Annotated in this window: 21 protein-coding genes; 8 read left to right on the top strand and 13 right to left on the bottom strand. The window is 55.4% G+C overall.

Going from position 1 to position 25,555, the window contains the following annotated elements:
• Nucleotides 1-19 precede the first annotated feature (19 nt).
• The 4 genes from NST43_RS01015 to NST43_RS01000 all read left to right on the top strand — a co-directional run bounded on the left by NST43_RS01015 (nt 20) and on the right by NST43_RS01000 (nt 5,856).
• Nucleotides 20-2,020 carry a chemotaxis protein CheA gene (locus NST43_RS01015; RefSeq protein WP_339221954.1) on the top strand — a complete coding sequence of 667 codons (2,001 nt, stop codon included), beginning with the start codon at nt 20-22 and terminating at the stop codon, nt 2,018-2,020.
• Nucleotides 2,021-2,049: 29 nt separating this feature from the next.
• Entirely contained in the window at nt 2,050-3,639 is a 1,590-nt protein-coding gene (locus NST43_RS01010; protein WP_339221952.1) for a methyl-accepting chemotaxis protein, read from the top strand.
• A gap of 113 nt (nt 3,640-3,752) precedes the next feature.
• Nucleotides 3,753-4,535: an MBL fold metallo-hydrolase gene (locus tag NST43_RS01005; protein ID WP_339221950.1), complete on the top strand. Its 783-nt coding sequence runs from the start codon at nt 3,753-3,755 to the stop codon at nt 4,533-4,535.
• 637 nt (nt 4,536-5,172) lie between these two features.
• The gene (locus tag NST43_RS01000) at nt 5,173-5,856 is read left to right on the top strand and encodes a helix-turn-helix domain-containing protein (RefSeq protein WP_209994667.1); all 684 of its coding nucleotides are present in this window, start codon (nt 5,173-5,175) and stop codon (nt 5,854-5,856) included.
• A 456-nt stretch (nt 5,857-6,312) separates the two neighbouring features.
• On the opposite strand, the gene NST43_RS00995 is transcribed toward NST43_RS01000, so the two are convergent.
• From NST43_RS00995 to NST43_RS00965, 7 genes are all read right to left on the bottom strand, one after another.
• Nucleotides 6,313-6,777: a DUF420 domain-containing protein gene (locus NST43_RS00995; RefSeq protein ID WP_036695274.1), complete on the bottom strand. Its 465-nt coding sequence runs from the start codon at nt 6,775-6,777 to the stop codon at nt 6,313-6,315.
• Between the two features lie 36 nt (nt 6,778-6,813).
• A complete protein-coding gene (gene ctaG, locus NST43_RS00990; protein WP_209994884.1) occupies nt 6,814-7,722 on the bottom strand; it encodes a cytochrome c oxidase assembly factor CtaG in 909 nt (302 codons plus the stop codon).
• 28 nt (nt 7,723-7,750) lie between these two features.
• Entirely contained in the window at nt 7,751-8,074 is a 324-nt protein-coding gene (locus NST43_RS00985) for a cytochrome C oxidase subunit IV family protein (RefSeq protein ID WP_209994879.1), read from the bottom strand.
• A gap of 4 nt (nt 8,075-8,078) precedes the next feature.
• Nucleotides 8,079-8,705, bottom strand: a complete 627-nt coding sequence (locus NST43_RS00980; protein WP_209994880.1) for a cytochrome (ubi)quinol oxidase subunit III — start codon at nt 8,703-8,705, stop codon at nt 8,079-8,081.
• Complete coding sequence (gene ctaD, locus NST43_RS00975) at nt 8,702-10,549, bottom strand: cytochrome c oxidase subunit I (RefSeq protein ID WP_209994885.1); 1,848 nt, start codon at nt 10,547-10,549, stop codon at nt 8,702-8,704. Before ctaD ends, NST43_RS00980 begins: the two co-directional genes overlap by 4 nt.
• A 128-nt stretch (nt 10,550-10,677) precedes the next feature.
• On the bottom strand, nt 10,678-11,727 hold the full coding sequence (gene coxB / locus NST43_RS00970; RefSeq protein WP_209994881.1) for a cytochrome c oxidase subunit II: 1,050 nt from the start codon (nt 11,725-11,727) through the stop codon (nt 10,678-10,680).
• 415 nt (nt 11,728-12,142) lie between these two features.
• Nucleotides 12,143-12,331, bottom strand: a complete 189-nt coding sequence (locus NST43_RS00965; protein ID WP_019913840.1) for a hypothetical protein — start codon at nt 12,329-12,331, stop codon at nt 12,143-12,145.
• Nucleotides 12,332-12,856: 525 nt separating this feature from the next.
• On the opposite strand from NST43_RS00965, the gene NST43_RS00960 reads away from it, so the two are divergent.
• Together NST43_RS00960 and NST43_RS00955 are read left to right on the top strand one after the other, a co-directional pair.
• Nucleotides 12,857-13,195, top strand: coding sequence for a hypothetical protein (locus NST43_RS00960; RefSeq protein ID WP_209994882.1), 339 nt, complete (start codon nt 12,857-12,859; stop codon nt 13,193-13,195).
• Between the two features lie 192 nt (nt 13,196-13,387).
• On the top strand, nt 13,388-14,341 hold the full coding sequence (locus NST43_RS00955; protein WP_339221946.1) for a diacylglycerol kinase family protein: 954 nt from the start codon (nt 13,388-13,390) through the stop codon (nt 14,339-14,341).
• 463 nt (nt 14,342-14,804) lie between these two features.
• On the opposite strand, the gene NST43_RS00950 is transcribed toward NST43_RS00955, so the two are convergent.
• The 3 genes from NST43_RS00950 to NST43_RS00940 are packed head-to-tail and all read right to left on the bottom strand — an operon-like array spanning nt 14,805 to nt 16,860.
• Complete coding sequence (locus NST43_RS00950; protein WP_209994567.1) at nt 14,805-15,110, bottom strand: hypothetical protein; 306 nt, start codon at nt 15,108-15,110, stop codon at nt 14,805-14,807.
• Nucleotides 15,111-15,159: 49 nt separating this feature from the next.
• Nucleotides 15,160-15,978 carry a helix-turn-helix domain-containing protein gene (locus NST43_RS00945; protein ID WP_339221945.1) on the bottom strand — a complete coding sequence of 273 codons (819 nt, stop codon included), beginning with the start codon at nt 15,976-15,978 and terminating at the stop codon, nt 15,160-15,162.
• A gap of 36 nt (nt 15,979-16,014) precedes the next feature.
• A complete protein-coding gene (locus NST43_RS00940; RefSeq protein ID WP_339221944.1) occupies nt 16,015-16,860 on the bottom strand; it encodes a zinc ribbon domain-containing protein in 846 nt (281 codons plus the stop codon).
• A gap of 279 nt (nt 16,861-17,139) precedes the next feature.
• Here NST43_RS00940 and NST43_RS00935 point away from each other — a divergent pair, with 279 nt between their 5' ends.
• Nucleotides 17,140-17,514 (top strand): hypothetical protein, encoded by a 375-nt coding sequence (locus NST43_RS00935; RefSeq protein ID WP_339221942.1) that lies wholly within the window; start codon nt 17,140-17,142, stop codon nt 17,512-17,514.
• A 286-nt stretch (nt 17,515-17,800) separates the two neighbouring features.
• A complete protein-coding gene (locus NST43_RS00930; protein WP_209994605.1) occupies nt 17,801-18,463 on the top strand; it encodes a GTP pyrophosphokinase family protein in 663 nt (220 codons plus the stop codon).
• Between the two features lie 191 nt (nt 18,464-18,654).
• Here the strand turns inward: NST43_RS00930 and NST43_RS00925 are convergent, their stop codons facing one another.
• From NST43_RS00925 to NST43_RS00915, 3 genes are all read right to left on the bottom strand, one after another.
• Nucleotides 18,655-19,470, bottom strand: a complete 816-nt coding sequence (locus NST43_RS00925; protein ID WP_339221940.1) for a hypothetical protein — start codon at nt 19,468-19,470, stop codon at nt 18,655-18,657.
• A gap of 39 nt (nt 19,471-19,509) precedes the next feature.
• Entirely contained in the window at nt 19,510-22,605 is a 3,096-nt protein-coding gene (locus NST43_RS00920) for a DEAD/DEAH box helicase (protein WP_339221938.1), read from the bottom strand.
• Between the two features lie 484 nt (nt 22,606-23,089).
• Nucleotides 23,090-25,543, bottom strand: coding sequence for a TIM-barrel domain-containing protein (locus NST43_RS00915; RefSeq protein WP_339221936.1), 2,454 nt, complete (start codon nt 25,541-25,543; stop codon nt 23,090-23,092).
• Between the last annotated feature and the right edge of the window lie 12 nt (nt 25,544-25,555).

Here is a 25,555-nt window from a genome sequence, read left to right as displayed (position 1 = left end):
CACGGAGAGAAGGCGAACCATGGTTGATTTATCGGAATACCGAGGGATTTTTCTGGAGGAACTGGAGGACCAGCTACAGCTGATCGAGGATGAGGTGCTCAGGCTGGAGCAGGCCGGGGAGACGGAAGGCGGAATCCAGCAGTTCTTCCGGGCGGCCCATACCCTTAAAGGCTCCTCAGCCTCTATGGGCTACAACGGGCTGAAGGAGGTCACGCATCATCTGGAGCATCTGCTGCATCAGATGCGGGGCGGGGAACGGGGGGTCACGCCGGAGCTGATCCGCCTGTTCTTCGAAGCGCTGGATGGAATGCGCACGCTACAGAGCGAGATCGCTGCTACGGATCAGGAGACTACAGATGTATCCGGTCTGGTTCAGCGGCTGAGTACATTCGCAGTGGAGGGACTGCAGGAGCCAGAGGATAAGGCCCCCGCTGTGCAGACAAGCCAGGCAGAACTGCCTCTCCAGCTGTTCTGGGTGCATGTGTGGCTCTCTCCCGGCTGTGAGATGAAGCTGCCCCGCCTTCACCTGATTGATGCCAAGCTGCGGAGTGTCGCTGCGGTCCTGCGCATGAAGCCGGAGCTGGAAGAGATAGAGGACCATGACAGCCGGATCGACGAGGCTTCCTGGTTGCTGTCACCCAAGATTGATATCGAGGAGCTCCGTCAGGAGGTCTTATCCATTATGGACGTTGATCGTATCTACATAGAAGAAGTGCTGAACGATTCCCCGCGTCCCGGTGAATTCGTGAGACCGCACCATCCGGAGACGGGGAGCCGGGAACTCCCGGAAGTACCCGAATCCCCACCCTCTGCCACTGACAAAACCAAGCCGCAAACGATCCGCGTCCAGGTGGAGCGTCTGGAGAAGCTGATGAACCTGGCGGGTGAGCTGGTCATCGACCAGACCCGGTTCCATCTGCTGAACCGCAGATTCCACCAGCAATACGGAACCAATGATCTGACAGAGGAGCTCGGCCAGCTTGCCGACCATCTGGCTATGATCACGGGCGAGCTGCAGGAGAGCATGATTAAGGTGCGGATGCTGCCGATAGAGCAGCTATTCAACCGCCTCCCCCGCATGGTCAGAGACTTGTCCGGCTCCCTGAACAAGCAGGTTGAGCTGGTCCTTGAAGGCAAGGAGACGGAGCTGGACCGGACGCTCATTGAGGAGCTTGGCGACCCGCTGATCCATCTGCTGCGCAATGCCGTCGATCACGGGATAGAGACCCCTGAAATCCGCCGCAGCGCCGGCAAAAGCGAGACCGGAACCGTCCGCGTCGCCGCCTCCCACGAGGATAATCAGGTCATCCTGGTCATAGAGGATGACGGGGCCGGTATCGATTCCAGCCTGATTGCAGAGTCTGCTCTGCGGAAGGGTATCATTACGGCGGAAGAGGCCAGCGGGATGACTGAGGATGAGGCGCTGCGGCTTATTTTCCGGCCCGGCTTCTCCACCGCCCCGCAAATCAGCGATATTTCCGGCCGCGGAGTCGGGATGGATATCGTCCGCAATGACATTGAACGGATTAACGGCATGATCGATATTGAGACCACCCGGGGGCAAGGCACCCGCTTCCGGATTCGTCTGCCCCTGACGCTTGCCATCATTCGGGGTCTTCTCGTTCATGCCGGGGGAGCCACCTTCGTGATTCCCATGAGCAGTGTGGCCGAGATCGTCCGCGTCGCTCCAGAGGAGATTGCCTCTGTCCGGGGCCAACCTGTTATTACCGCACGGGGCCAGCTCGTACCGGTGGTCTGGCTGCAGGATATCCTGCACCTCCCTGCAAGTGCGTGCGGCAGCCCAGCATCCATTCCGCTGATCATTGTGGGAAGGGGAGAGAAACGGCTGGCACTGGCCGTAGATACGCTGATCGGCAATCAGGACATCGTAATCAAATCGCTCGGCGCCTACATGGGCAAGACGGAGAATATATCAGGAGCCACCATCCTGGGAAACGGCAATATCGCACTGATCATAGATACAGCCAGCTTATTTTTCAATACGGGAGTCTTCGCTTAACAAATTCATCTTTACTGGGGGAAACAGGTATGAAATGGTTCTATAATCTAAAAACAAGCGTGAAATTAATCTCGTCCTTCCTGACCGTCGCTGTCATTCTTTCCTTCGTGGGCCTCTACGGACTGAGCAACCTCGGCTCTATTAATAACAGTCTGGACGATATGTATGTGAACAATCTGGTTCCCGTCTCCTCCCTGCAGAGCTCACAGAACAGCTTCTCCGTCATGCGCGTTATCGTCAGGGATCTGTACATTAAGAAGACCCCTGAGGAACGCCAGCAGCGGGTGGATGATTATAAAAAAGAGAAGCAGAACGTTCTCGATAACATCGCAGCCTTCCGCAAAACCAAGCTGAGCGCCGAATCGGTTCAAGCCATTGCCCCTTTTGAAGCGGCATGGAATGAATATCTGCTAACCTATGATTCTCTTGTGAGCCTCTCCCTGACCGGACAAGACGAGAAGCTGCTGGAAATGTTGCGCGGCAGCACACTTAACAACCAAGGCGATTCCTTGAAGAATATTCTGAACGAGCTGATTCTCACCAACACCAAGGAAGCGGATCAGGCCCGGCAGAATGGAGCCGCACTCTATAGCTCTTCGCGCAATATTACCCTTGGCATCATTGTTGGTGCGGTAATTCTGTGCATCCTGCTAGGGTATATCATCTCCCGGATTATTTCTAATCCGCTGGCGAAGGTTGTCAACGTTCTCTCGAAGGTGGCTGACGGCGACCTGCGCAGCCAATCCGATATTGACACCAAAGATGAAATCGGCAGCCTGGCTGCCAAGGTGAACGAAATGGTCAGCAACCTCCGCCGGACGGTGAGCTCCATCCTGCTGCATTCCCAGAGCCTGTCCGCCGCCGCCGAGGAGATCTCCGCCAGTACGCAAGAGGTGGCAAGCGGCAGCACGACCACAGCGGATGATGCCGGGACCATCAGCGAGTTATTCAAAGAGCTGTCCAGCGCGATCCACTCCGTAGCCCAGAATACCGAGCAGGCCTCGATGATCTCCGATGAGACGGTAACCATTGCCGAGAACGGGAACAGCATCATTCAGGAGTCAATGGAGAGTATGCAGGCTGTCAGCGGGCAGATGGCTAAGCTTGAGGAGGACTCGCAGAAGGTCGGCGAGATTATCGATGTCATCGAGGATATTGCAGATCAGACCAACCTGCTTGCTCTGAATGCCGCCATTGAAGCCGCAAGAGCGGGGGAACAGGGCCGGGGCTTCGCGGTGGTGGCCGATGAGGTACGCAAGCTGGCCGAACGCAGCGGCGAGGCCACCAAGCAGATCACCAGCATCATCAAGGGGATGCAGGTGAATACACGCTACAGCGTAAGCGCTGTGCAGGAGAGTGCGGAGCTGTCGCAGAAGACCGGCGTTTCTTTTCATCAGATCGTGACGATGGTCAACAACGCCGGCCAGAAAATATCCGAAATCGCCGCCGCCAGCGAAGAACAAGCCGCCCAGTCCACCAACGTCCTCGCTGCCGTGGAGAGCATCTCCGCCACCACCCAGCAGTCCGCCGCCAGCAGCGAAGAGACCGCCTCTTCCGCCCAGTCCCTGGCCAGCCTGGCTGAGGAGCTGCAGAGCACGGTGTCTTCGTTCCGGTTGTAGCTCTTGGTTCATTCAGGTGCCTGCAAGCCCCCTTTCGGAGCTTGCAGGTTTTTTTGTTATTCTTGCGGGATCAGCCGGATATACAGTATCTTTAATTATTGGAGGGATGTGTAATGGAGGATTCTTGGTTCACGGTTACAGCAATCGATAATTCAACCTTCGCCATCAGCGAATATGGTCATTGGGAACAGGTGCATTCCTTTCTGTTACTGGGAACATACCGAGCTGCACTGATCGACACAGGACTTGGCATAGGGAATATCCGCAGCATCACCAGCCAGTTGACCACTCTGCCCATAGATGTTCTTACTACCCATATTCATACAGATCATATTGGCAGCCATGGAGAATTCGAGCGGATTTTGGTGCATGAAGAGGATCAGCACTGGCTGATCCACGGTATTCAGGGCTTGTCCCTGGAACAGATTAGGCGGAATATCGGCCGGGATATCACACGCCAGACACCTGAGGGGTTCGATCCCTCTACCTACACACCTTTTCAAGGGGAACCGGCAGGATTGCTGCATGACGGAGATACGCTTGACCTGGGCGGCGGACGGATGATCACGGTATATCATACGCCAGGGCATTCACCAGGCCATCTATGCTTCTTTGACAATCAGCGGGGGTTCCTGTTCAGTGGCGATCTGCTCTATGACACCATGCCCGTCTATGCCTTCTACCCTTCCACGAATCCCGCTGATCTGACACGCTCCCTGATACGCATTTCAGAGATTAGCGGCGTCCTCAAAGTATACGGCTCTCATTATACGCTTGGACTTGAACCTGAGATTCTTCAAGAAGCGAAGCGTGCGGCACTGTATCTGCAAGAGCAAGGGCTTGATCATTTTGGAACAGGCATCCACCGATTCAAAGGTTTTAGTGTACAGTTCTGAACGCAGCCGGTGGCGTTAATTGGATTTTGTCCATCTAATTTGACGGCATCGCCCCATTCCCGGACAGCAGTTGGACAAACAACACTTAATTTCTACGATTCCATCCAATTCGATGATATTCGGGGGATTAGGTGGACTTTTTCCAATTGCTTACCTGCAACTGGCTGTATCGCTGGAACTAAGTGTGCTTTTTCCAACTATCATCATTGTCCCTCTTCGCCGAACCCATCAATTAATGAAATCCCCTTGATAATACGCACTGTACTCTCTTGCAAGAACCCACGCGTCCAATCGTCAGCCTGGGTTAAATCCCAACTCCGGTGCATGCCGACGACTACGATAATTTCACGCAGTTTAAGAAACAAGTCCAGCTGGCTCTTCCAGCCATCGGGCAGCTGCCGGTCTGACTCATCTACCGAGAAATACGTATCCTTGATGTACCCCCTCAGAGCTTTTCAAATAATAATGCATCCTCCAGAAGTCACTTCCTTGTCATCATCTATTTCCAGGATTTTTTTTATAGCATGCGTTATATCATTCGAAAACAGGCAATAATATAAGTTAAGTTTAAGTTAAGTACGGTAAACTTTAAGTTGTTTTAAGTTTAAGCGAGAAGTGTTAGAATGGAGTTGAGGTGATGTATATGTTTAATGTAACAGAAAAGGAAAGAGCATTGTCGGAAGCATTGTCAATCTCCGAAGTATTCAAGACACATCTTCACGAGAATGAAACACAGATGTCATTGTTTATTAAGGCTTTGGCCAATTACATTGAACGGAACTCCATTCATAATCCTTCAGAAGTGCTTCAGGCCGTGAATAGTCATTTGGTTCATGGTAATTCTGATCAGGCTCTGCAACGAGTGCTAATCCACATGGTTACTGTAGGGATAGAGGCTGAAGTGTTAAGCACTAAAGTCTACACAACAGGAGATGTCGCCCGATTCTTCGGGGTAAGTATTGCTACGATCCATAATTGGATTGCACTTGGGCGATTTGACGGTGTTGAAAAAGGAGAGCGTTACAAACAAATAAGGTTTCCTGAGAATGCAATATACACTTCTCCTACTGGAATGAAGTCAGCTATAACAGAAGTTGCGAAACGTTATGAAGCAGAGCAAAACCGTTTAGGCAGAAATAAAGAAATGACAGCAGCTGAGGAAATGGCTGAAATACTTAATGCTGTCGTTCATTTTGAAAAAAGATATGGCGGAACATTCGAAGAGACACTGGGCAAAAAAACTGATTTGGCCCCAGAACAATCTCGGGACGCAGTACAATGGTCCAGTCTGCTGTACTCCATTGAAAGGAAATGGGACTGAATACTCGCCCCCCATCCAACATCAGCCAGTTGGAGAAAGACTTTTCGAATATTATTATGAACTCATGTGATGGGGATGGCAGCGGTCTATTCACCTCTATCTCATTTACCCGGCACACATTTGTGTTCACGGATCTGTCCCGTTTGCTTATAACTGAGCATCTCAGCAGAGGACGAATAGAGATGTACTTCTACGACTGGGTGGATGAACTGAACCTTATCATATTCATCCTCCCGCAGATGCCAAACTTACTAATATGACACGTTATCCTAATGTGCATCATCAAGAGTTACCAGCTATAATGGAGCACATCTTTTTTTCACTAGTAGCAGCAAAAAAGATATAACAACCTAATCCTTTTTGACTTCGCCAACCCCAAAAAAGCCCACCCATCCCCCGCAGCAGCGGAGCAGATGGACAGGCTTTTTTCCTTTTCACCTCAGGCTTCCCCTCGGCTTAAGCGCCCAGGATGATTTCCCAGACCGGCTTCGTGTGGCCGCCCGGATAGAAGATATACAGCAGGACGTAGACAGCGACTCCCGTGATGGCGGTGATGAACCAGATGACGGCGGTCACTCTGCCCCACTTGCGGTGCTTGGCATACTTGGCCTTGAAGCCGAGCGTCAGCGTTGTGATGCCGAATACGGCAGCGACGGTAGCCAGCACAATGTGGAAGATCAGGAAGACATGGTAGATCGTCGTCAGCTCATCCGGCCCGCCCCAGGAGGTATTGCCTACGAACACCGTTCTTGACGAGTACACCAGGAAGAACAGAATCGCTGCCACCGCAGCCGCAATCATTGTCTTCTTGTGCGCTTCGCGTTTGCCTTGAATGATCTGTCTCCAGCCGATTGCCACCAGCACCGCGCTTATGACGATGAACGATGTACTGATCGTAGGAAACAATGTGAAAATATCCATGAATATCCCCCTCGGTACTTACCAGCTCATTATAGTTCAGACCTCCTCCGCCAGGGCAGAGGGTGACGCGGACACATCCGTGTCCTCTTGTCCGTTCTCTTTTTTATACCAATGATAGAACACATAAGCAAGCATCGAGGCGAAAATAAATTCCTGAATGAACTTCATCACGATGCCGCCGACCTGCTGATCTACCTTGGGGGAGAGAGATCCGAAGAAGCCGGGACCGCCAAAAGCCTGCAGTAATGCAGCCGGACTCTGCGGAACACAGTAGCCCATCGCTTTCGCCCAGGTGCCCGGGTCGCTATACGTTGCATACAGAGGGGAACTGGCAAAAATAATCAGCCCGCAGGCCGGTGTCAGCAGCACCATGTTCAGAAAGATGAAGCCCACCTGCCCCAGACCGCTAAGCGCCCGGTATTCCGGCAAGGGGTTGATCAGATTCCACCACATCAGCGCCGAGGTCAGGAACAGAACGCCATAATACAGTCGGTGAACGGTGAAATGCAGCATGACATAATCATGGATGGCGGGGATGTGGTAGAGCGAGAACAGGCCATTGAAGAGCAGAGCCGCCACCACCGGCTTAGCGAGAAAAGCCAGTCCCTTCAGCGGATTCACCCGCAGCAGGGCACGCCAGCACCAGTCGGGGATACCGAGCATAATCAGCGGGACCGCCACCAGATAGGATAAGGCCATACTAACCATATGGAAGGAAAATAAGATATGTCCCAGCAGACTGACCGGTCCCCCCTGCGCCAGATAGAGGGCCAGCATTCCGCATAAGAACAGCCCCCTCCGCCAGAAGGGGACTGCAGTACTGCCCTCAAAACGGGAGGCCAGCGGACCGATCAGCACAAAATATCCGGCAGTCAGGAGGAGCAACAGGGCCAGAAACAGCGGACTCCATAATTCTGTGAAGCTGAAATATTGCAATCCCGGTATCATCCTCAAGACCTCCCCGGAGATAGAATCAATCCCACCATACCCAATAGAGCGCCATTACAATACTGGTGCCTGCGATAAAAAAGCCGCCCAGCATGAAGATAATCGGCAGCATATGCCCTTTGTCCTTCAGATGCATCCAGAAGCCCATCTGCAGGAACACCTGCAGCACAGCCATTACCAGTAGCAGGATAATCGCAAAGGTAGCATTCACCCCTCCGGCTGCCACCGCGGCAAAAGCGATCAGCGTTAGCACCACGGAGAACACAAACACCACAATATGCCGCTGCGGTCCTTCCGGACGGTGCCGGTGCTTCACCGCAGAATCTGAAGAAGGCTGCTTCGTCGTCATGGCTTCACCCCACCTTTCCGAGCAGGTATACGACTGTGAAGATAAAGACCCACACCACATCAATGAAATGCCAATACATCGCCGACACGTAGATCTTCGGTGCGGTAACCACCGTCAAGCCTTTATACAGCAATTGTCCGATCAGCACGGAGATCCACAGAATCCCGAAGGCAACATGGGCACCGTGGAACCCGACCAGCGTATAAAAGGCCGAGCTGAACGCACTCGTCGTCATCCCGAATTCCTCATGCCGGATATATACACTGAACTCGTAAATCTCCAGGATCAGGAATGCAAGGCCGAGCAGGACAGTCACCACCAGCCAGTTCCGGAGCTGGGCCACATTTCCCCGGTGCATGGCCTGAATGGCGAACACACTGGTCAGACTGCTGACCAGGAGGAGGAAGGTCGCTGCCGCAACCAGCGGCAGATGGAACAGCTCAGCCGCCGAGGGTCCCTCATTCGTCTGATTGCGCAGCGCCAGAAAGGTAGCGAACAGGGTGCCGAAGAGCACCGCTTCCCCTCCGAGGAACAGCCAGAAGGCCAGCACTTTATTGCGTCCTTCCAGGGTCGCTTTCTCAGGTTCATGCGGGAGTGTACCGTCCGCTGCTTCAGCATGTGCCGTTGTCATCTCTGCTCCCCTCCTTCCAGCTCTTCGGGTTCGATATGCCAGCCGTGATCGTCGAACAGCGACCGCATCAGCATCGATCCGAAGGTAATAAGAAGCCCCAACGCCGTAACAATATAGTTATTGAACAGGAAGCTCATCATGCTGCTGCTGAATTCATCGCGGCTGAACATGAAGCCAAGGCCCGCAATGAAGATACCGACGGACATCAGGAACGGCAGAATCGTAGCCGACGGCATATGAATCGGGCCTATCGGCTCCGCAGGAGTCATGGCCTTATGTCCGGCCATTTTCTCTTTCCAGAAAGCATCCAAGCCACGCACCAGCGGCGTCTGCTTGAAGTTATATTCCGGCGGCGGCGAAGGTATCGTCCATTCCAGGGTACGCCCGTCTTCCCACGGGTCTTCCGGCGCATCCGCTGGCCGTCTGGAGGTCAAGAATACATTTACCAGGAAGATAATCATGCCCACTCCCATCAGGAACGCCCCCACTGTACTGACCAGGTTGAGCGTATCGAACTGCTGGTTCGGCAAATAGGTGAATACGCGCCGCTGCATTCCCATCAGTCCCAGGAAATGCTGCACGAAGAACGTTAAGTGGAACCCGATAATGAAGGTCCAGAAGGTCCACTTGCCCAAGGACTCGCTGAGCATCCGCCCGAACATCTTCGGCCACCAGTAGTGCAGCCCGGCGAACAGCCCGAGCACCAGACCGCCGACAATGACGTAGTGGAAATGCGCTACCACGAAGTACGTATCATGGAACTGGAAGTCCGCCGGCGCGGAGGCCAGCATCACCCCGGTTACCCCGCCCATCGTGAAGGTGGGAATGAACCCGGCCGCGAACAGATTCGGGGTCGTGAAGCGCACCTGTCCGCCCCACATGGTGAACAGCCAGTTGAAGATCTTGATCCCGGTCGGCACGGCAATCAGCATGGTAGAGACGGAGAACAAGGCGTTCGCTACCGGACCGAGGCCGGTGGTGAACATATGATGCGCCCAGACCATGAAGCCCAGGAAGGCGATCAGAATCGTGGCGAAGACCATGGAGCTGTAACCGAACAGCCGCTTGCGCGAGAAGGTCGGAATGACCTCGGAGATGATGCCGAAGGCCGGGAGAATCAGAATGTACACTTCGGGATGGCCGAAGATCCAGAAGATATGCTGCCACAGTACGGGATTGCCCCCACCGTCAACATTGAAGAAATTGGCGTCCAGTATCCGGTCGAAGGTAAGCAGGACAAGTCCTACGGTAACCGCAGGGAATGCAAACAGAATAATGGCTGAGGTAATGAAGGTAGCCCAGGCGAACATCGGCATCCGCATGAAGGACATCCCCGGCGCACGCATCGTAATGATGGTAGCCAGGAAGTTAATCCCGCCAATGAGTGTGCCGAGACCGGCAATCTGTAGCCCTATCGTATAAAAATCCACTCCGTGCGAGGGACTGTATCCCTTACCGGAGAGTGGGGTATATGCGGTCCAGCCTGCATCAGGCGCACCGCCCATCACCCAGCTCAGGTTAAGCAGGAGACCGCCGAACAGGAAGGTCCAGAAGCCCAGCGAGTTGAGAAAAGGAAAGGCGACATCCCGCGCGCCGATCTGCAGCGGAATTACCGCATTCATCAGCGCAAAAATAACCGGCATGACTCCAAGAAAGATCATGGTCGTGCCGTGCATGGTAATCAGCTCGTTGAAGGTCTGAGCGTCCAGGAAGGTATTCATCGGCTTGATCAGCTGAATACGGATCAGGATCGCCTCAATGCCCCCTATGCCGAAGAAGAGGCCGCCGGCCCATAGATACAGAATGGCTATTTTTTTGTGGTCGACGGTGGTAATCCAGTCCATCAGCCCGGTATGCCGCTTGGCGCTGTGGCCGGGCTTCAAGGGCTGGGAGGGCTGCAAGGATTGCGCTGCGTGAGCCAAGGTATGTACCCCCTTATCAAATATGCTGCTTCCGCTTCGGTCATAGGCCCCTAGTCCAGCGTATAACCGGCCAGATATTCGGCAATGCCGTCGATCTCTTCATCACTTAAGCCCATATCCTTCGGGTTCGGCATCTTGTTGCCGGGCTTCACACTCTGCGGATCATGCAGCCAAGTCTTCAGATTCTCCAGAATCGGCGCCCCGTCTTCACGGGTGTCATCATTAAGCAGAATCCCGGCAACCGATTCACGCGAGCCGATTCCGGTCAGACTGGGAGCCACCGGTGATGCAGGCATGCTGCCAATCGCATGGCAGCTCAGGCACTGGGACTTGAACTTCTCAGCCAGTACCGGGTCTTCCGGCATCACAGACTCCGGTGCCTTCATCGAAGCCACCCAGTTGTCAAAGGCCTCACCACTGACCGACTTCACCTTAAACTCCATGAACCCGTGGGAAGGGCCGCACAGCTCCGCACATTTTCCACGGTAAACGCCTTCATTCGGCGCACTGAAGCTGAAGCGGTTCACCGTGCCGTCGGGGTTAGTATCCATTTTCCCGGCCAGCGAGGGTACCCAGAAGGAATGCAGCACATCCTTGGTGCTCAGCTCGAAGGCGATGTGCTTGCCTGTAGGAATAATCAGATCCTGCGCAGTCGTTATTCCGTAATCCGTATATTCGAACTCCCACCAGTATTGGTGGCCGGTCACCTTGACCTTGATCGCGTCCTTGTCATCCGAATGATCATTGCCGGCAGCGAACACCACCTTCACCGTGGGAATCGCCAGCACAATGACGAGGATAAGCGGGATGACCGTCCACAGCACCTCCAGCTTGAAGCTGCCCTCCACCTGCTTCGGAATCTCATCCTGATCCTTCTTCCGGCGGAAGCGAATCCATACATAAGCCGCAATAGAGAAGACGATCAGCAGCACCACAATCATGATTGCGATCGACAGCTTCATCAGTCCGTAAGAGCTTTCCGCTACGGGTCCCTGCGGTCTGAGTACCGACAAGTCCTCCCGCCCGCATCCGGCCAGAAGGAGTCCAAGCGCTGCCGTCATGGGAAGAAGCCGCTTACCAGCCTGCCACGTTTTCATCATTGATCTACCCCGCTTTTCCCGAATTCGTAGATTAGAGTATTTTCCTGTCAATTATAACAATCACTATTAATATAAGTTCGGCCCACGGTTTTGTCAATCGTTCACAACAAATTCACATAATCATTTTTGAATCGCGGAAAGCTTGTCAATGCTGATTTTAAAAGCGCTTTCAATATTGCCGAAAAACTGTTAAACTACTTTTGAAGCGTATTCATATGTAGTTGTGTCTATTAATTCATTTGACATACGAAGATCATCTGCAAAGGACATACAAAAAAAACCGATTCCAGAAGCAGCAGGCTGCCCGGGCACGGTTTATGAGAATCCTCATGGATGTTATCGCTCGAATGTAAATTAAATGTATAGTGTCGGAATCACACAGCACGAAACAGAATTAATCGCTCTGCCCGCTGCTTCACGAGACGGAAGAATTCATTCTAACCAGCTCATGCTCCACAACCATGGTCAGTTCTTCCTCATAGCCTCCCGTGATCCGATATTTCCGGACGTACTCTTTCACAAATTTCTTGGGATCTTTGGGCCGGAAAATACGTGTCATTTCCCTTAGACTTTCCTTGACTTCGTTATGACCTTTACTTGCCATGATCAGTTCCCTCCCAAAACATTGAAAATGAATGCTCCGTTGTAGAGAATGCATGATGAAAAGTTCGCCGTAACCTTGAAATGCAAGTAAGAACCATTACACATACGCGGCTTGCATTACCCGTCCAGACTACCATTCCAGTAACTTGGAAATCCGCCTTGCCGGTGAAGCAGGTTCGTCGTGATTTGGGCTGAGAGTAAGGATGTCCCACTGCAAAGACACCTTGACACTTTAATTACCCGAAGAGCCACTTGCTGAATCACTCCTTTCGGGCCTTATCGTTATATTGTATCATATTCCAGATTAACTTCCACCTTTCCATGTAAAAATGCAAATGGAAATTTTTTATAGTATATGCTTGCCCTCCCGTTTGGGAACCTGAACATAGTGTGCCCCCTATCCCCAGAAATTATTGGACAGCATCTCCGCACGGCTCATACTTTGCCTGGACACCTCATAGGCTTGTAGGGAAGAAGCAAGAATATTATTCGTCCTTTTCTCTACAATCCAAGGAGAGTGAGCCCTTTGTCGCCTTTCAGATCTTCCACCGGACTGCCTGATAACATTGCCGCCGCCTTGTGTTATTTCTTCCCTTTTATCGGGGCAATTATTTTCCTCGCGCTGGAGAAGCGCAGCCGCTTCGTCCTGTTCCACTCGCTTCAATCCCTGATTGCCTTCGGTGCGCTCATGATCGCCCATGTGCTCAGCGGCTTCATTCCGCTTCTCGGTGATGTGGCGGGCGCCCTGATCTCCCTCTGCAGCTTCGCGGTCTGGCTCCTGATGATCTACCATGCCCTGGGCAGCAGATGGTTCAAGCTCCCCTGGGTAGGGCAAATCGCCGAAAGCCAGCTGCGGCAGCTATAGCTCCGTGGTGCACAAGTGGAAACGGCTTTGCCGTCCTTTTAAAGGACGGCATTCGTTTAGGCGAGAAATAGAAGGATAAGTTATCGTGTGAAACATATAATTTCTTGTATTTCAAAATAGTTTCCCTTTTGCCTGTCTGCTCCTTACAATGAGATAAGACATGCAGGAATCTACAGGCTGGGGGAAGCATCCATGTATTTGTTCATCATAAATTCCCGCTCCGGCGGCGGAGCAGGGCTGCGGACCTGGCACACCATCCAGGCCTTGCTTGAGAAGCGTGCAGCTGCGTATGAAGCGCTATTCACACAGAGCGCTGACAGCGCAGAGAGCCAGGTGCTGCACGCGCTTGCCCGCCGCGAGGACTGGCGCGCCGCCATCGTTGTCGGCGGCGACGGCACGATCCACAGTGTGCTGGGCGCACTGCGGCGCAGAGGGGTCCCGCTGGGAGTCATCCCGGCGGGTTCGGGCAATGACACCGCGCGCGGGTTCAGCATCCCGCTCGCGCCTGAGGCAGCGCTGGATCACGCGCTGCAGGAGCGCTGCATCGAAGCCGATCTGCTTAACGCGGCAGGTGTTCTCACCCTGACCGCAGTGGCCAGCGGCTTCGACGCGCAGGTGGCCGTCAATGTGAACGCCAGCCGCTACAAGCGGCTGTGCAACGCCATTGGCGCCGGGCGCCTAGCCTATATCATCGGCGTGCTGCATACGCTGATGACCTTCAAGCCCTGCCGCGTCAGCGTGACCTGCGACGGTAAGGAGCAGGCCTATGGCCAGGCGTGGCTGGTCTCGGTCTGCAACCTGCCCAGCTACGGCGGCGGGCTATTGATCTGTCCGCAGGCGGAATCAGGCGACGGCCTGCTTGACGTCTGCGTCGTGCACGGGGTCAGCCGCGGGCAACTGCTGCGGCTGTTCCCGACGGTGGTGAAGGGCAGGCACACGAAGCTGCCCTATGTCACTATGCTGCGCGGACGCAGCGTAGCCGTCCACTTCGCGCAGCCTCGCCACGCCATCGGCGACGGCGAAGCGCTCGGCACGGCGCCGCTGGCCGTGGCTTGCGAGCCGGGCGCGCTGCGCGTGCTCTCGCCGCTGGCGGCAGCCTCGGCGGTGGATGCCGGCGCCGCGGGGTCCTGCCGCGCGGGCGGCTAGGCTGGACGCGGCGGGGCGGGGCGCATATGTGGCTCAGCGTAACGGACTGAGGCGCTCTTATTCTGGATGAAAGTCATAAATTAGGCAAGTAACGGACCACATGGACCTTATTCTCTGAAATACCGCTCTTAAGAATCGTTTTGAGCTACCTTAAGGTCACCTCGGTCCGTTAAGACACCAAAAGTGTTGTTTTCCAGGGGATAAGGTCTCTCAGGTCCGTTAGGAGCAGATTGGTCTGGCTGCAGATTGTTCTGGCTAATGAAGAAGTTGGAATGATATTTCTCCCAACACAAAGAGCAGGCCCCGGGTATTCCCCTGGGCCTGCTCTTTGTTACATATTTCACGTTTCCGCCTGGTCCGTTTCCTGCTTCGTGCAGGAATAGACCTTCTTCACAAACATATCCTCCATTAGCAGCAGTAATTCTACTAGCGGACAAAAACCGCTGGAACACCGCTGCTCCGGTTATATCCCTGTTGGTTTCTGGGGCAGTAAGTTGCCGACTATCGACTTCAGCTCACCCTCCGGCTTGCTGCTTTTCTTCCCGTTGTCAAAGCTGGTAATGCGGATCTCGGAATAACTTTCTCCCGGAGCCACGGGCTTGAAAATCCATTTCTCGCGGTCATCCAGCCGCACGTTGAACTTCATGTCCTTGAACATCTCCACCAGCTCTTGTTCTCCCGGGGTCTTACCCTCTTCCAGGAACAGCAGTCCGCGCAGCGGCTTGACGCCCTCTGCATGCTGCACTTCAAAATGTACAATACACTCCATGCTTGTCACCTCCCTTGCTTAGTGAACTTGGGCACTTACTATTGCAGCCCTATTCCTCCGGCTCTTCCCCGGATTCCTCCTGATCATGCAGCACATATTTGCTGTAGATCCGGCTATAGCGCTCCCCGTAGCGTCGCTGCAGTTCGGGACCCATATCTTCCTCCAGCTCGAACAACACCATTTCCTGTGTAAAAGATTTGAGCAGCAGCTCCACCAGCACCGGATGCTCGGTAACCACGGCCTGGGCGCTCCCGTCCTCATAGCGCATGCCGAGCATGCACCAGCTCCGGTCCACCACGAAGGAGAACTTCCGGCCTCCGCTGCGTTCCGGCTTGCCCGGCAGGGGCGGCCACACCGGAAAAGGTGCCGGTACAGCGTCACCGCCGTCAAAGGCCCAGAGCAGCTTCACTCCGCGCTTCTCCGCCTGCTCAAGCTCACTGCGCAGCAGCGAGGCTTCCTCCCGCCACACATCCACTACAATCTCCTGAGCGGCAAGATTCAGCTGGCGGACCAGCTCTCCAATTACATTCCGGTCACCCTCCACGTTGTAGAAGGAGGGGCTGACCGGACCTCCACGCGGCATTTCACTCTCCATATACGCAAGCGAGGCCTGCACCCGGCCGGAAATCATCGTGGCCAGCTCTTCCGGGTCCAGCACACTGTAGCGTGCCGGCTCCCCTTCTCCGCAGCGCACGTAGCCTTGCTGGGTCAGGCGCTGAAGCGCCGCGTATACGTTCGATCTTGATACTCCTAGCTGCTTTGCTACTTCGTAGCCCGAAGCCTGGCCCTTGGTGGCCAGCTCAACCATAATTTTGGATTCCATCTCTGTGAAACCCAAATTGCGCAGATGCAGTAGCAACTGTTCCATCTATGTTGTCCCCCTAAGCTGTCAGTACTACACTGTCTATATTTGCTCCGAGCCGCAGCGCGGGCACCACATAGAGCCCTTCGGCAGATCGGCGCGGCAGATCTGGCAATTCACGATCTCCCGTGTATCCGCGTCTCCGGCTACCCGCTCTTCGTCTGGCTCACTTGCCTTCCAGTCCCTGATCCGGCGGTCCAGCTCGAGTTGCCGCTCCCGTTCCCGTTCCAGCTCATCTGCCTCCCGGCGGCTCCGGTCAGAACCGGCAACCATCCGGTCAACCTCCTCCAGCTCTGTCTCTTCTTCCCGTTCAGGCAGCACCTCAGCGTACTGCACACGCGCTTCGGGTCTTCTGGCCAGCTCCCGTTCCGCTTCGGTCAGCTCTTCCTCGCCGTAGTATTGGTCTTCCTCATCTTCATGCTCCAGCACCGTATGTACGGTAACCGCAGGCGGCGCTGCGGCCGCGGCTGCCGCCGAAGACGGTTCCTTACGCAGTGAGATTTCCTGCTCCTCCGGCCTCCGGCCCTCCGGTTTGCGTGCTTCCAGCTTACGTCCGCAATGCGGACAGAAATTGGCATCCATCGCCACGATCTGACCGCAGGCGCATAGGCGTTCATTCCTCAGCTCGGCAATTCTTGAGCGCACACCCTCGATCTGCTCCTGCAGCTTGTTACAGCCCCGCGCAAGCTCGATCATCTGGCCTTCAGCCACCGACATATCTCTTGAACGATATCCCTCGTAGAAAAGCTTCCCCATTTTCAAAAATTCAACCTGCATCTCATGCTCAATATCCGAAATCTGCCCATTCAGCTTGCTCACTTCCACCGAGCTTTGCGCTTTTTCACTCACCCGGCTGGCACCGTCTTTAATGCGTTGCAGAAAATTCATTGTAGTTCCTCCTTCTCCAGAGTGAGAATAGGCTGATTCGCAGCCGCGTATATCCTTCTATTCCAATTGCCGCTCCATGCAGCAGCGGAAATGTGATTCTATCATACCAAAAGTCCACGGCAGATTCATTATTTGTCGTCATGTGGTAAATACCAAGTAGAGGCGGCTAACGTTCTTATTGGAATGAGTATGCTGCAGAAGAAGCAATCATACGTATTGCCTTCTGCTGTCCTCCGTTCCTGCGTACCCGTACATTATCGAATGATGGAGGGATGAATTGTGCCTGACGATAACCTTAACCGATATTTCGTCTCTGTGAATCACGGTCTGATTCAGGAAGAGAGGGGCGATTCCAGTGACTACGAGATTCTGCTATCGAATGACGGGCTGACCGTGCTTCAGGATCTCCTCACCGATTTGTCCAGTGGAGATGACTACGCCTTCCGGCGCGCATTGGTCCCCTACAAGTCAGCCGATCACGATGATGCCGCAGAACAGTTCGATGACGCCACCATCCGCCTGTTCCAGTATCTGCACGACCACGGTACCGACGAGACACGCCTTCAGATCGATGGATTGAAGGTCCTGCAGAAGCTGGAGAACACGGGCTATCAGGATGAAGGTTACGGCACAGGCTCTCCCACCAACAAATAAGAATGAACAGAGCTGCGCCTTACGGACGGCTTAATGCCTATACTGTGCTAATACGCGCCGGAGGGAAGAATGTTTCTCTTCGGTCAGGGTTACGGTTTTATTTTGCTTCCGGGGCTGTACATCGGTTAAAATAGAATCAGATCAGCTGCAAGCACATGGTATGAGATCGCCGTAGTCATCCGTTCATTGTCTACAGTCACAAATAACGAAAACCGGGAGAGTTTCAGTGGAAGAATATGATAGTTCACAAGCTACATTGAACAAGTTGCAGGTCCATGTGAAGGATATGCAGAAGTGGCAGATTGACGAGGATTTTGCCAAGCAGGTTGAGAATTTCAAGGCTTTGCCGGCGCTGTACCGTCATGCTCTGAATGAGCTTGAGAATAAAATCGATATCATCCGGACCGAATGGCAGGTGCGTGACGGCTTCAGCCCGATCGAGCATGTGAAGTCACGGATCAAGGAACCGAAGAGCATTGTTCAAAAGATGGAACGTAAGGGCTATGAGCTTAACCTGGATAATATGGAGCAGTACATCCATGATATTGCGGGGATGCGAATTGTCTGCGCCTTCGTGAAGGATATCTACCGGCTGGTGGATCACCTGTGCGCCCGCGAGGATATCCGTGTGCTTGAGATTAAGGATTACATCGCCCATCCGAAGCCGAACGGCTACCAGAGCCTGCATCTAATCGTGGCTATTCCGCTGGTGCTGCTGGATGGCACCCGCTGGGTGAAGGCAGAAATGCAGCTGCGTACGCTAGCCATGGATTTCTGGGCCAGCATGGAGCATATTCTCTACTATAAATTCGACAAACAGCTTCCCTCCCATGTGGCCGAGGAGCTTAAGGAAGCCGCCCGTGCCGCTGATGAGCTGGACCAGAAGATGCTCCGCCTGCGCCGGGAGATCCTGGAGCTGTCGGAAGGTAGCGGTGGTAACAAGTCTTAATTGCGCATCACCGCAGCATAAGTGAATAACATAACTGGGCAGACATTAAGGTAACATGACCACAGCTAGGTAGTTATCCGGCTACAAGAGGGGCACTATTGTGCTCCTCTTTTGTTTTGCTGGCAGGGATTTATCCACCTTATTCCCGTGCAGCATACTGCTACTCAAGCCCAACTCACGTACCCGCGCACCTACAGCTTATTCAAGCCTGACGCACGCTTCGCCGCGGCTTCCGAGACCCGGCGCATTAGCAGCGCAAGCCCTTCACGCGCCTTGGGTGTCTGCGGCAGGAGTGCGCTCCAGTCCTCCTCCGGCTCCATCACCTCAGGCATAGCCGGAAAAGGACGGGAGGAGATCTCATGAAACAGCGGCCCCGGCTGATGCAGCGAGCCTTCGGCCGCCGCCTCGGCCAGCCATTCTCCCGATGAGACGGCCGGACCCTTGCGCTCCAGCCGGGCCAGCTCGGAGGCCAGCGACACAGGCGCAGGCGTGCCCTCTTCTTCAATCCGCTCATTCTCCTGCTCCGCCCAGAGAGCAAACACGCCGGAGAGCAGCTCTTCCTTGGACAGTCCGCGCAGGGCGAACGCAAGCAGCGGCTCCTTGGTCAATTGCTGCCGGACCCGCTGCACCAGTTCCTCAGCGGGCAGCAGACCCGTGCCCTCTTCATCCGCCGCCTGCCTCAGTTCGTCATCTGCTGGCAATACCTCTAGCGCAGCAAGCCCGCCATTCAGGCTGCCCTGCAGCAGATCATACAATTCTCCCGGATGCGCAGCGAGCTGATGCAGCACTTCATTCTTCCGGGCGGGCGTCCACTGCGGAATGCGCAGGGTGACAGCCTCCCGCTGCACCTGCGGCACTGGTTCCGCCCGCTCCCCCTGCTTCTCTATCCCTGCTCCGGCTTTGCCGCTGCGTCTGTCATCTGTTCCTTCAGCAGCAGGCCCAAGACTCCCGGTGGCCTTGATGACTCCGGGCAGCACCTCCAACCGCAATTCCAGCAGCTCATTCATAGATGCTTCCTCCTTCTGCTTTACAGCGTCTCACTTGATCTACATCCAATCCTGTCCCTGTAGTTCAATCAGCTCTTTAAGCTCATGGTTGGACATCTCGGTCAACCAGTTCTCGCCGGAGCCTACAACCTGCTCGGACAGGCTTTTTTTGCGTTCAATCAGCTCGTCGATCCTCTCCTCCAGCGTCCCCTGGCAGATCAGCTTGTGCACCTGCACATTCTTGTGCTGTCCAATGCGGAAGGCGCGGTCCGTCGCCTGGTTCTCTACGGCCGGGTTCCACCAGCGGTCATAATGCAGCACATGATTGGCCCGTGTCAGATTGAGGCCGACCCCTCCTGCCTTGAGCGACAGAACGAAGAAGGCTGGACCTTCTCCCTCCTGAAAAGCATGCACCATCTCGTCGCGCTCACGCTTCGAAATGCCGCCATGCAGAAACAGCGGTGTCTGCCCGTATCTTCGGGCCAGCCGGCTGACCAGCAGCTCGCCCATCGCCACATACTGGGTGAAGATCAGCGCCGACTCGCCAAGCTCGGAAATGCTGTCGAGCACCTCGAACATGACATCCATTTTGCCCGAGGGCTCACTGCGCAGGCTCCGCCCCTCATCCTTACGGAACAGCTGGGGATGATCGCAGATCTGCTTCAGCTTGGTCAGGGAAGACAGCACCAGCCCGCGCCGGGCCATGCCCGAGCGCTCGCCGATGACGCCGAGCATCTCATCCACAACCCCTTGATACAATGCAGCCTGTGTCTCCGTAAGCGGACAATAAGACTTCAGCTCAAGCTTCTCCGGCAGATCCTTCGAGATATCCGGGTCACTCTTGAGACGCCGCAGCAGGAAGGGCGATACCAAGCGGTGCAGCTCACGCAGACGTTCGCCGCCTTCCCCTGACACATAACGCTGGCGGAAGGAATGATACGTCCCCAGATAGCCTGGGTTGAGAAAATGAAAAATCGACCACAGCTCGCCCAGCCGGTTCTCCACCGGAGTCCCGGTCATTGCGATCCGGTGCGGCGCGGTCAGCTTCATGACACTCTGCGCCTGCTTGGTGCGGTGATTCTTGATGTACTGCGCTTCATCCAGCACAACGGTGGACCAGCGTACCCCGGCCAGGTCTTCGCTGTCCCGGCCCGCCAGATGGTAGGTGGTCAGCACAATCTCATGGCTGGCCGCCAGCTCCCTGAACCCTTCGCCGCGCACCCGCCGTCCCCCATGGTGAATATGCAAACTAAGCGAAGGGGCGAAGCGCTGCAATTCCCGTTGCCAGTTCCCCAGCAGCGAGGTCGGGCAGAGAATCAGCACCGGCTCCTGCTTCTCACCGGGCGGTGCATTCAGCGCCTGTTCCAGCAGGCAGGTGATGACCTGTATGGTTTTGCCTAGACCCATGTCATCCGCAAGACAGACTCCGAAGCCCAGGCTACTAAGCGCCGTAAGCCATTGGTAACCCCGCTCCTGGTAAGGACGCAGCGTTCCGTTCAGATCCTCCGGCACCGGACGCAGCGGTATCCCGCGCAGAATATCGCCGTGCATAAGCGAAGCCAGCAGGCCGGAGGTTTCCATGCCGGTAACCGACATGCCTTTCCACAGCCTGTCTTCGCCATCCTCGGCCTCCAGACGCATCCAGTCGGCTGCCGTCATCTCTCCGCTCTCGTTGCGCTTCATATATCTTAAGACCTGACGAACTTCCTTCGGGTCCACTTCAATCCATTCTCCCCGGAAGCGCACAAAGGGTACGCCCGCTTCCACCAGGGCATTCAACTCATCCTCCGTGATGTCGGAATCCCCCAGAGAGGCTTCAATACGGAAGGAGATCAGTTCTTCCATACCCAGCGCCGCCTGTACCGGACCATCTGTTCCGCCCGCCGGAGGCTGCGCCTGCATCTTCATTCTCATACCAATCCGCCGCCGTCCCTCACGGCTCCAGCGTGAAGGCATCTGCACGGTAATTCCCCGTTCACGCAGTTGCTGCACACTCTCCTTCAGGAAGAAATACAGCCGCTCCGGGGGCAGCTCAACACCGCGCGGGGCCGGTTCAGCCAGCGAACGCTGAATATCCGGCGAACTCTTCGCCGCCCGTCCCAGCGCAGCAAGCAGCTGCTGCTGAATATTGCGGTAGCGCTTGCCCCATAGAGTGAATTCCCGCTCGCTGCTGCTCCAGACTGCCTCCGCCGGAATCCAGAATTCACCCTCCTCCCGGCTCTCCGCCCAGAAGGTCAGCTGCCACAGCTCACTCTCCTCCGCCGGCGGCTCCAGCCGCAGACCCAGGCTAAGCTGCCCGCTGCGGGCCTCCTCGGTCTCGAAATGCGGCACCTCATGGCCCGCCGTCTCGTTCACCACCGCCAGCAGCTCAGTCACCTCAGCCGGGGTTCCCTGCACGGGGATATCCCGGCTGCCGGTAAGCAGACTGTTCCACCACAGCTCGGTCAGCGGAGAATAGCCGCGTCGATAATTGGCCTTATATGCCGACAGCGCACTCTCATGCGCGGCAACCACATTCTTGATCTCGGCGGTCATAACTGCCTGCAGGAAGGAATACAGCACATATCCGCCCGCTTCCTCGCGCGAGGACAGGTCGCCTTCCTCGGCTACGTGTGTGCCGAGCGCAAGCACCGGCATGGAGGCTGCCATCTGCAGGAAGAATTCCTTATCCGCCTCTTCCCGGAACGCCGGTGACCAGCATACGGCAGCGGCCTGTTCGCCGCCGCGCCGCCGCGTGCCGACCTTGCGCGGCGGCTGGGCGCCGGGCACAATCCCGCCCTTGCCCATCAGCTCCAGCGCAAACCGGGCCGCTGCCGACCAATAGCGCAGCTCTCCCCCAGGCTCAATGCCCTGGGCACGACTCGCCTGCTCATCCCAGGCCAGCAGCAGCTCGAAGGCATCCTTCGGCGACAGCGCCAGCCCTTCAAGCGTGCGCCCTGGCAGTCCGCGCCGCGCCGGTTTGCCCTCCACGGCGGCGGCCGCAGGATACTTCACTTCCGCCAGACGCAGCGCAGCCCCCGCAAAAGGACGCCAGCCACTGCGCAGCTCCAGCCGTTTGATCACGCGTGTCCATGCATCCACCTTCGGCTCGGAGGTTTCGCCCGAGAAGCAGAATAATACGTCCCCTAACCATATTGCATACAGATGCTTAATCATTGTTGATCTCCATTCTTTTGAGCACACAGCAAGAGCCAGCCCTTCCTGTCCGGAAGACTGCATCCTGCTGCGCGAGAAATATATTATGAAGCCGTACCAGCGGCAATAGCTGTAGCTGTACAGCCTTCCTATGACGGTGATAACTGCAACTTTTTCTTCATCCCTTCATCTTATACGAAAAAGCCTATATTTAAAAATCTTTCTGCACATTTTCTGTGATTTTCCGCAAATTTCTCTGCAATTAAGCGGTAACCGCAGCAAATCGCAGCCCCGCTTGCCTTCCAGGAAGCCAAACTGAATAATTTATCCAGTCCCTTCACCCTCACTTAGCCTCTCCAGTCCGCATAAAGAGCCGCACTCCCCTCCCTGCGGAACGAAGCCGGCTCTTTGTCATCTACTTCCACCCGGCTATCGCCCGGATATTACTGCACGCCCACGTACTCTACTAGTTTAGCTCTGAACCTCCACTGTTTCCCGCATTTCCCTATCCCTGCTCCGCTTCCGCAAGAATCCGCAGCTCTCCGCCCTCAGCAGCATCCGCTACCTGAACGATGATCGCTCCGTTCTTGCCGTTCCAGGCCCAGCCTAGCGCCCCTTCATTCAGCTCCTCCAGACTAATCTCTGCCAGCCCCTCCACCGCAGCGACAGTGAAGAACGGATAGCAGAGCGCGAACCGCAGCGTCTCCCGGCGCGGCTTATAGTCATGCGCCGCATACGCCCACTTCAGCGCAAGCACACCTTCCCCGCCTTCGGCCTGCACAGTAAGCTCCGTATACTGCCCCTTGCGGTAGCTGAAGCTGTGGCCGTCATCCTCGTACAGCTTGAAGGAAGAGAAGCCCGCAGCCGCTTCCGCCCCATAGAGATGGAAGATGATTGTCTCCTCCGTGTCCTCCAGCGCATACTGTCTCAGCGGGCCCTCAGCCACGAAGCTGCCGGCCTTCACATACATCGGCATGATGTGCAGTGGCGCAGCTGCAAGAATATGGCGTCCGCCTCCGTGAATCTCTCCGTCCCAATAATCCAGCCAGCTGCCTTCCGGCAGATAGACGGAGCGGTGATCCGTATCCGGGCGGTAGACCGGGGCAATCAGCACATTTTCACCCAGCAGGAACTGGTCGCACAGGTTGGTCACATGCGGATCACGCGGATATTCGAGCACCAGCGGACGGATGACAGGCAGACCGCTCATTTCCGCTTCATGAAAAAGATTATACAAATGCGGCATCCAGCGGTACCTCAGCCCGATGAATTCACGCAGAATCCCTTCCACCTCTTCCCCGAAGGACCACGGCTCCTGGCGCAGCGTTCCGATGGAGGAGTGATTCCGGCAGTAGGGGAAAAACACGCCCATCTGTGTCCACCGCACCAGCAGCTGCGCCGATGTATGATGGGCGAACCCGCCGATATCCGGCCCCGAGAAGGCCAGCCCGGACAGCCCCATGTTGAGCACCATCGGCATCGCCATCGCCATATGCTCCCAGAAGCTGCGGTTATCGCCGGTCCATACGGCCGCATAGCGCTGGATGCCCGCATACCCGGCACGGGTCAGCACGAAGGGACGCTCGCCCCCCATATGCTCGGCCAGCCCCTCATAGGTAGCTTTGGACATCATCATCCCGTACAGGTTATGGTATTCCTCATGCGTAACCGGCCGCCCGTTGTTGAAATGCATCACATCGAGATCCATCGTCTTGGTCTCATTGAACACCGCAGGCTCGTTCATATCGTTCCAGATGCCCTGAATGCCAAGCTCCGTGTAGTATTTGTGCAGATCTCCCCACCACTCGGCGGTCCGGCTGTCACTGAAATCAGGAAAGGCGCTGATCCCAGGCCACACCTCACCGAAGAAAATATCGCCCTCCAGGCGGCGGCAGAAATGCTTCTCCAGCACCCCTTGCTTATAAACCTCGTATTTGGGGTCTTTTTTGACGCCGGGATCGACAATCGGGACAATGCGCACACCCAGCTCCGCAAGCTCCGAGATCATTTTCTGCGGATCAGGGAAGTTGACAGGGTCGAAGGTGAATACGCGGTACTCGTCCATATAGTGGATATCCAGATAGATTACATCGCATGGGATGTTCTTCTCGCGGAAGGTCTTGGCCAGCTGCAGCACCTCCTGCTGATTCATGTAACTGTAGCGGGACTGGTGATAGCCAAGCGCCCACTTGGGCGGCAGCGCGATCCGGCCGGTGAGCGTGGTGTATCTTCGGACGACATCCTTCATCTCGGGACCATTAATGAAATAGATATCGTATGCTCCCGTAGAACAGCCAATGGTAAAAGCAATGCCGTGCGAGCGCATGTCGAAATCACTCCGGCCCGTATTGTCCAGAAACAGCCCGTAGGAGAGGTCACCGTGCATGTGGATAATCAGCGGAATCGACTCATACAGCGCTTCAATCTCCGGCAGATGCGGGGCGAACACATCGGTGTTCCAGTTCGTATAACGCTCTCCGCGTTTATCCAGGAAGCTCGACTTCTCACCCAGTCCGTAGAAATGCGAGTCCGGCTGCATATCATATTCCGCATGGCTTGCGCCGCGCGGGTTCCAGCTGGCCAGATTCTGCTGCATGATCACCTTGCCTGCCGTATTCTCCACGCGGAGCAGGAATGAAGCCTTCTCAATAATCAGCCGGATGGCACTGGTAGAAAAGATGAGCTGCTCCTCCGTCTCCTCCACCAGAAACAGATGCGGAATACAGCACTCCTTCAGCACTGCCTCCGAGGTCGTCAGGTCCGGCACCTTATCGTGGAAGACCTTCATCCGGAACATATCATCGCTCAGGAAGATAAAAGCCATCCCGGCGCATTCCCCCCGGACGATATAGATATTCTCAGAGCGTTCCCAGGACACCACGCTACCCGGCGTGTTCCAGGTCTCCTTCATCACCAGCGGCCCCATCTTCTCGGGGCGTATCGCCTCACTGCTCTCCATGAATCTTCTCCC

The organism is Paenibacillus sp. FSL H8-0332 (assembly GCF_037963835.1).
Lineage (GTDB): Bacteria > Bacillota > Bacilli > Paenibacillales > Paenibacillaceae > Paenibacillus_AQ > Paenibacillus_AQ rhizoplanae.
Note: the sequence above shows the minus strand (reverse complement) of the source record. Positions and strands in the feature narration are given on the sequence as shown.

Excerpts from the sequence above, each read along its gene's own strand:
- NST43_RS01015 (WP_339221954.1), top strand. The coding sequence starts at position 20 with ATGGTTGATTTATCGGAATACCGAGGGATTTTTCTGGAGGAACTGGAG.
- NST43_RS01010 (WP_339221952.1), top strand. The coding sequence starts at position 2,050 with ATGAAATGGTTCTATAATCTAAAAACAAGCGTGAAATTAATCTCGTCC.
- NST43_RS01005 (WP_339221950.1), top strand. The coding sequence starts at position 3,753 with ATGGAGGATTCTTGGTTCACGGTTACAGCAATCGATAATTCAACCTTC.
- NST43_RS01000 (WP_209994667.1), top strand. The coding sequence starts at position 5,173 with ATGTATATGTTTAATGTAACAGAAAAGGAAAGAGCATTGTCGGAAGCA.
- NST43_RS00995 (WP_036695274.1), bottom strand. The coding sequence starts at position 6,777 with ATGGATATTTTCACATTGTTTCCTACGATCAGTACATCGTTCATCGTC.
- NST43_RS00985 (WP_209994879.1), bottom strand. The coding sequence starts at position 8,074 with ATGACGACGAAGCAGCCTTCTTCAGATTCTGCGGTGAAGCACCGGCAC.
- NST43_RS00980 (WP_209994880.1), bottom strand. The coding sequence starts at position 8,705 with ATGACAACGGCACATGCTGAAGCAGCGGACGGTACACTCCCGCATGAA.
- ctaD (WP_209994885.1), bottom strand. The coding sequence starts at position 10,549 with ATGGACTGGATTACCACCGTCGACCACAAAAAAATAGCCATTCTGTAT.
- coxB (WP_209994881.1), bottom strand. The coding sequence starts at position 11,727 with ATGATGAAAACGTGGCAGGCTGGTAAGCGGCTTCTTCCCATGACGGCA.
- NST43_RS00965 (WP_019913840.1), bottom strand. The coding sequence starts at position 12,331 with ATGGCAAGTAAAGGTCATAACGAAGTCAAGGAAAGTCTAAGGGAAATG.
- NST43_RS00955 (WP_339221946.1), top strand. The coding sequence starts at position 13,388 with ATGTATTTGTTCATCATAAATTCCCGCTCCGGCGGCGGAGCAGGGCTG.
- NST43_RS00950 (WP_209994567.1), bottom strand. The coding sequence starts at position 15,110 with ATGGAGTGTATTGTACATTTTGAAGTGCAGCATGCAGAGGGCGTCAAG.
- NST43_RS00945 (WP_339221945.1), bottom strand. The coding sequence starts at position 15,978 with ATGGAACAGTTGCTACTGCATCTGCGCAATTTGGGTTTCACAGAGATG.
- NST43_RS00940 (WP_339221944.1), bottom strand. The coding sequence starts at position 16,860 with ATGAATTTTCTGCAACGCATTAAAGACGGTGCCAGCCGGGTGAGTGAA.
- NST43_RS00930 (WP_209994605.1), top strand. The coding sequence starts at position 17,801 with ATGCAGAAGTGGCAGATTGACGAGGATTTTGCCAAGCAGGTTGAGAAT.
- NST43_RS00925 (WP_339221940.1), bottom strand. The coding sequence starts at position 19,470 with ATGAATGAGCTGCTGGAATTGCGGTTGGAGGTGCTGCCCGGAGTCATC.
- NST43_RS00920 (WP_339221938.1), bottom strand. The coding sequence starts at position 22,605 with ATGATTAAGCATCTGTATGCAATATGGTTAGGGGACGTATTATTCTGC.
- NST43_RS00915 (WP_339221936.1), bottom strand. The coding sequence starts at position 25,543 with ATGGAGAGCAGTGAGGCGATACGCCCCGAGAAGATGGGGCCGCTGGTG.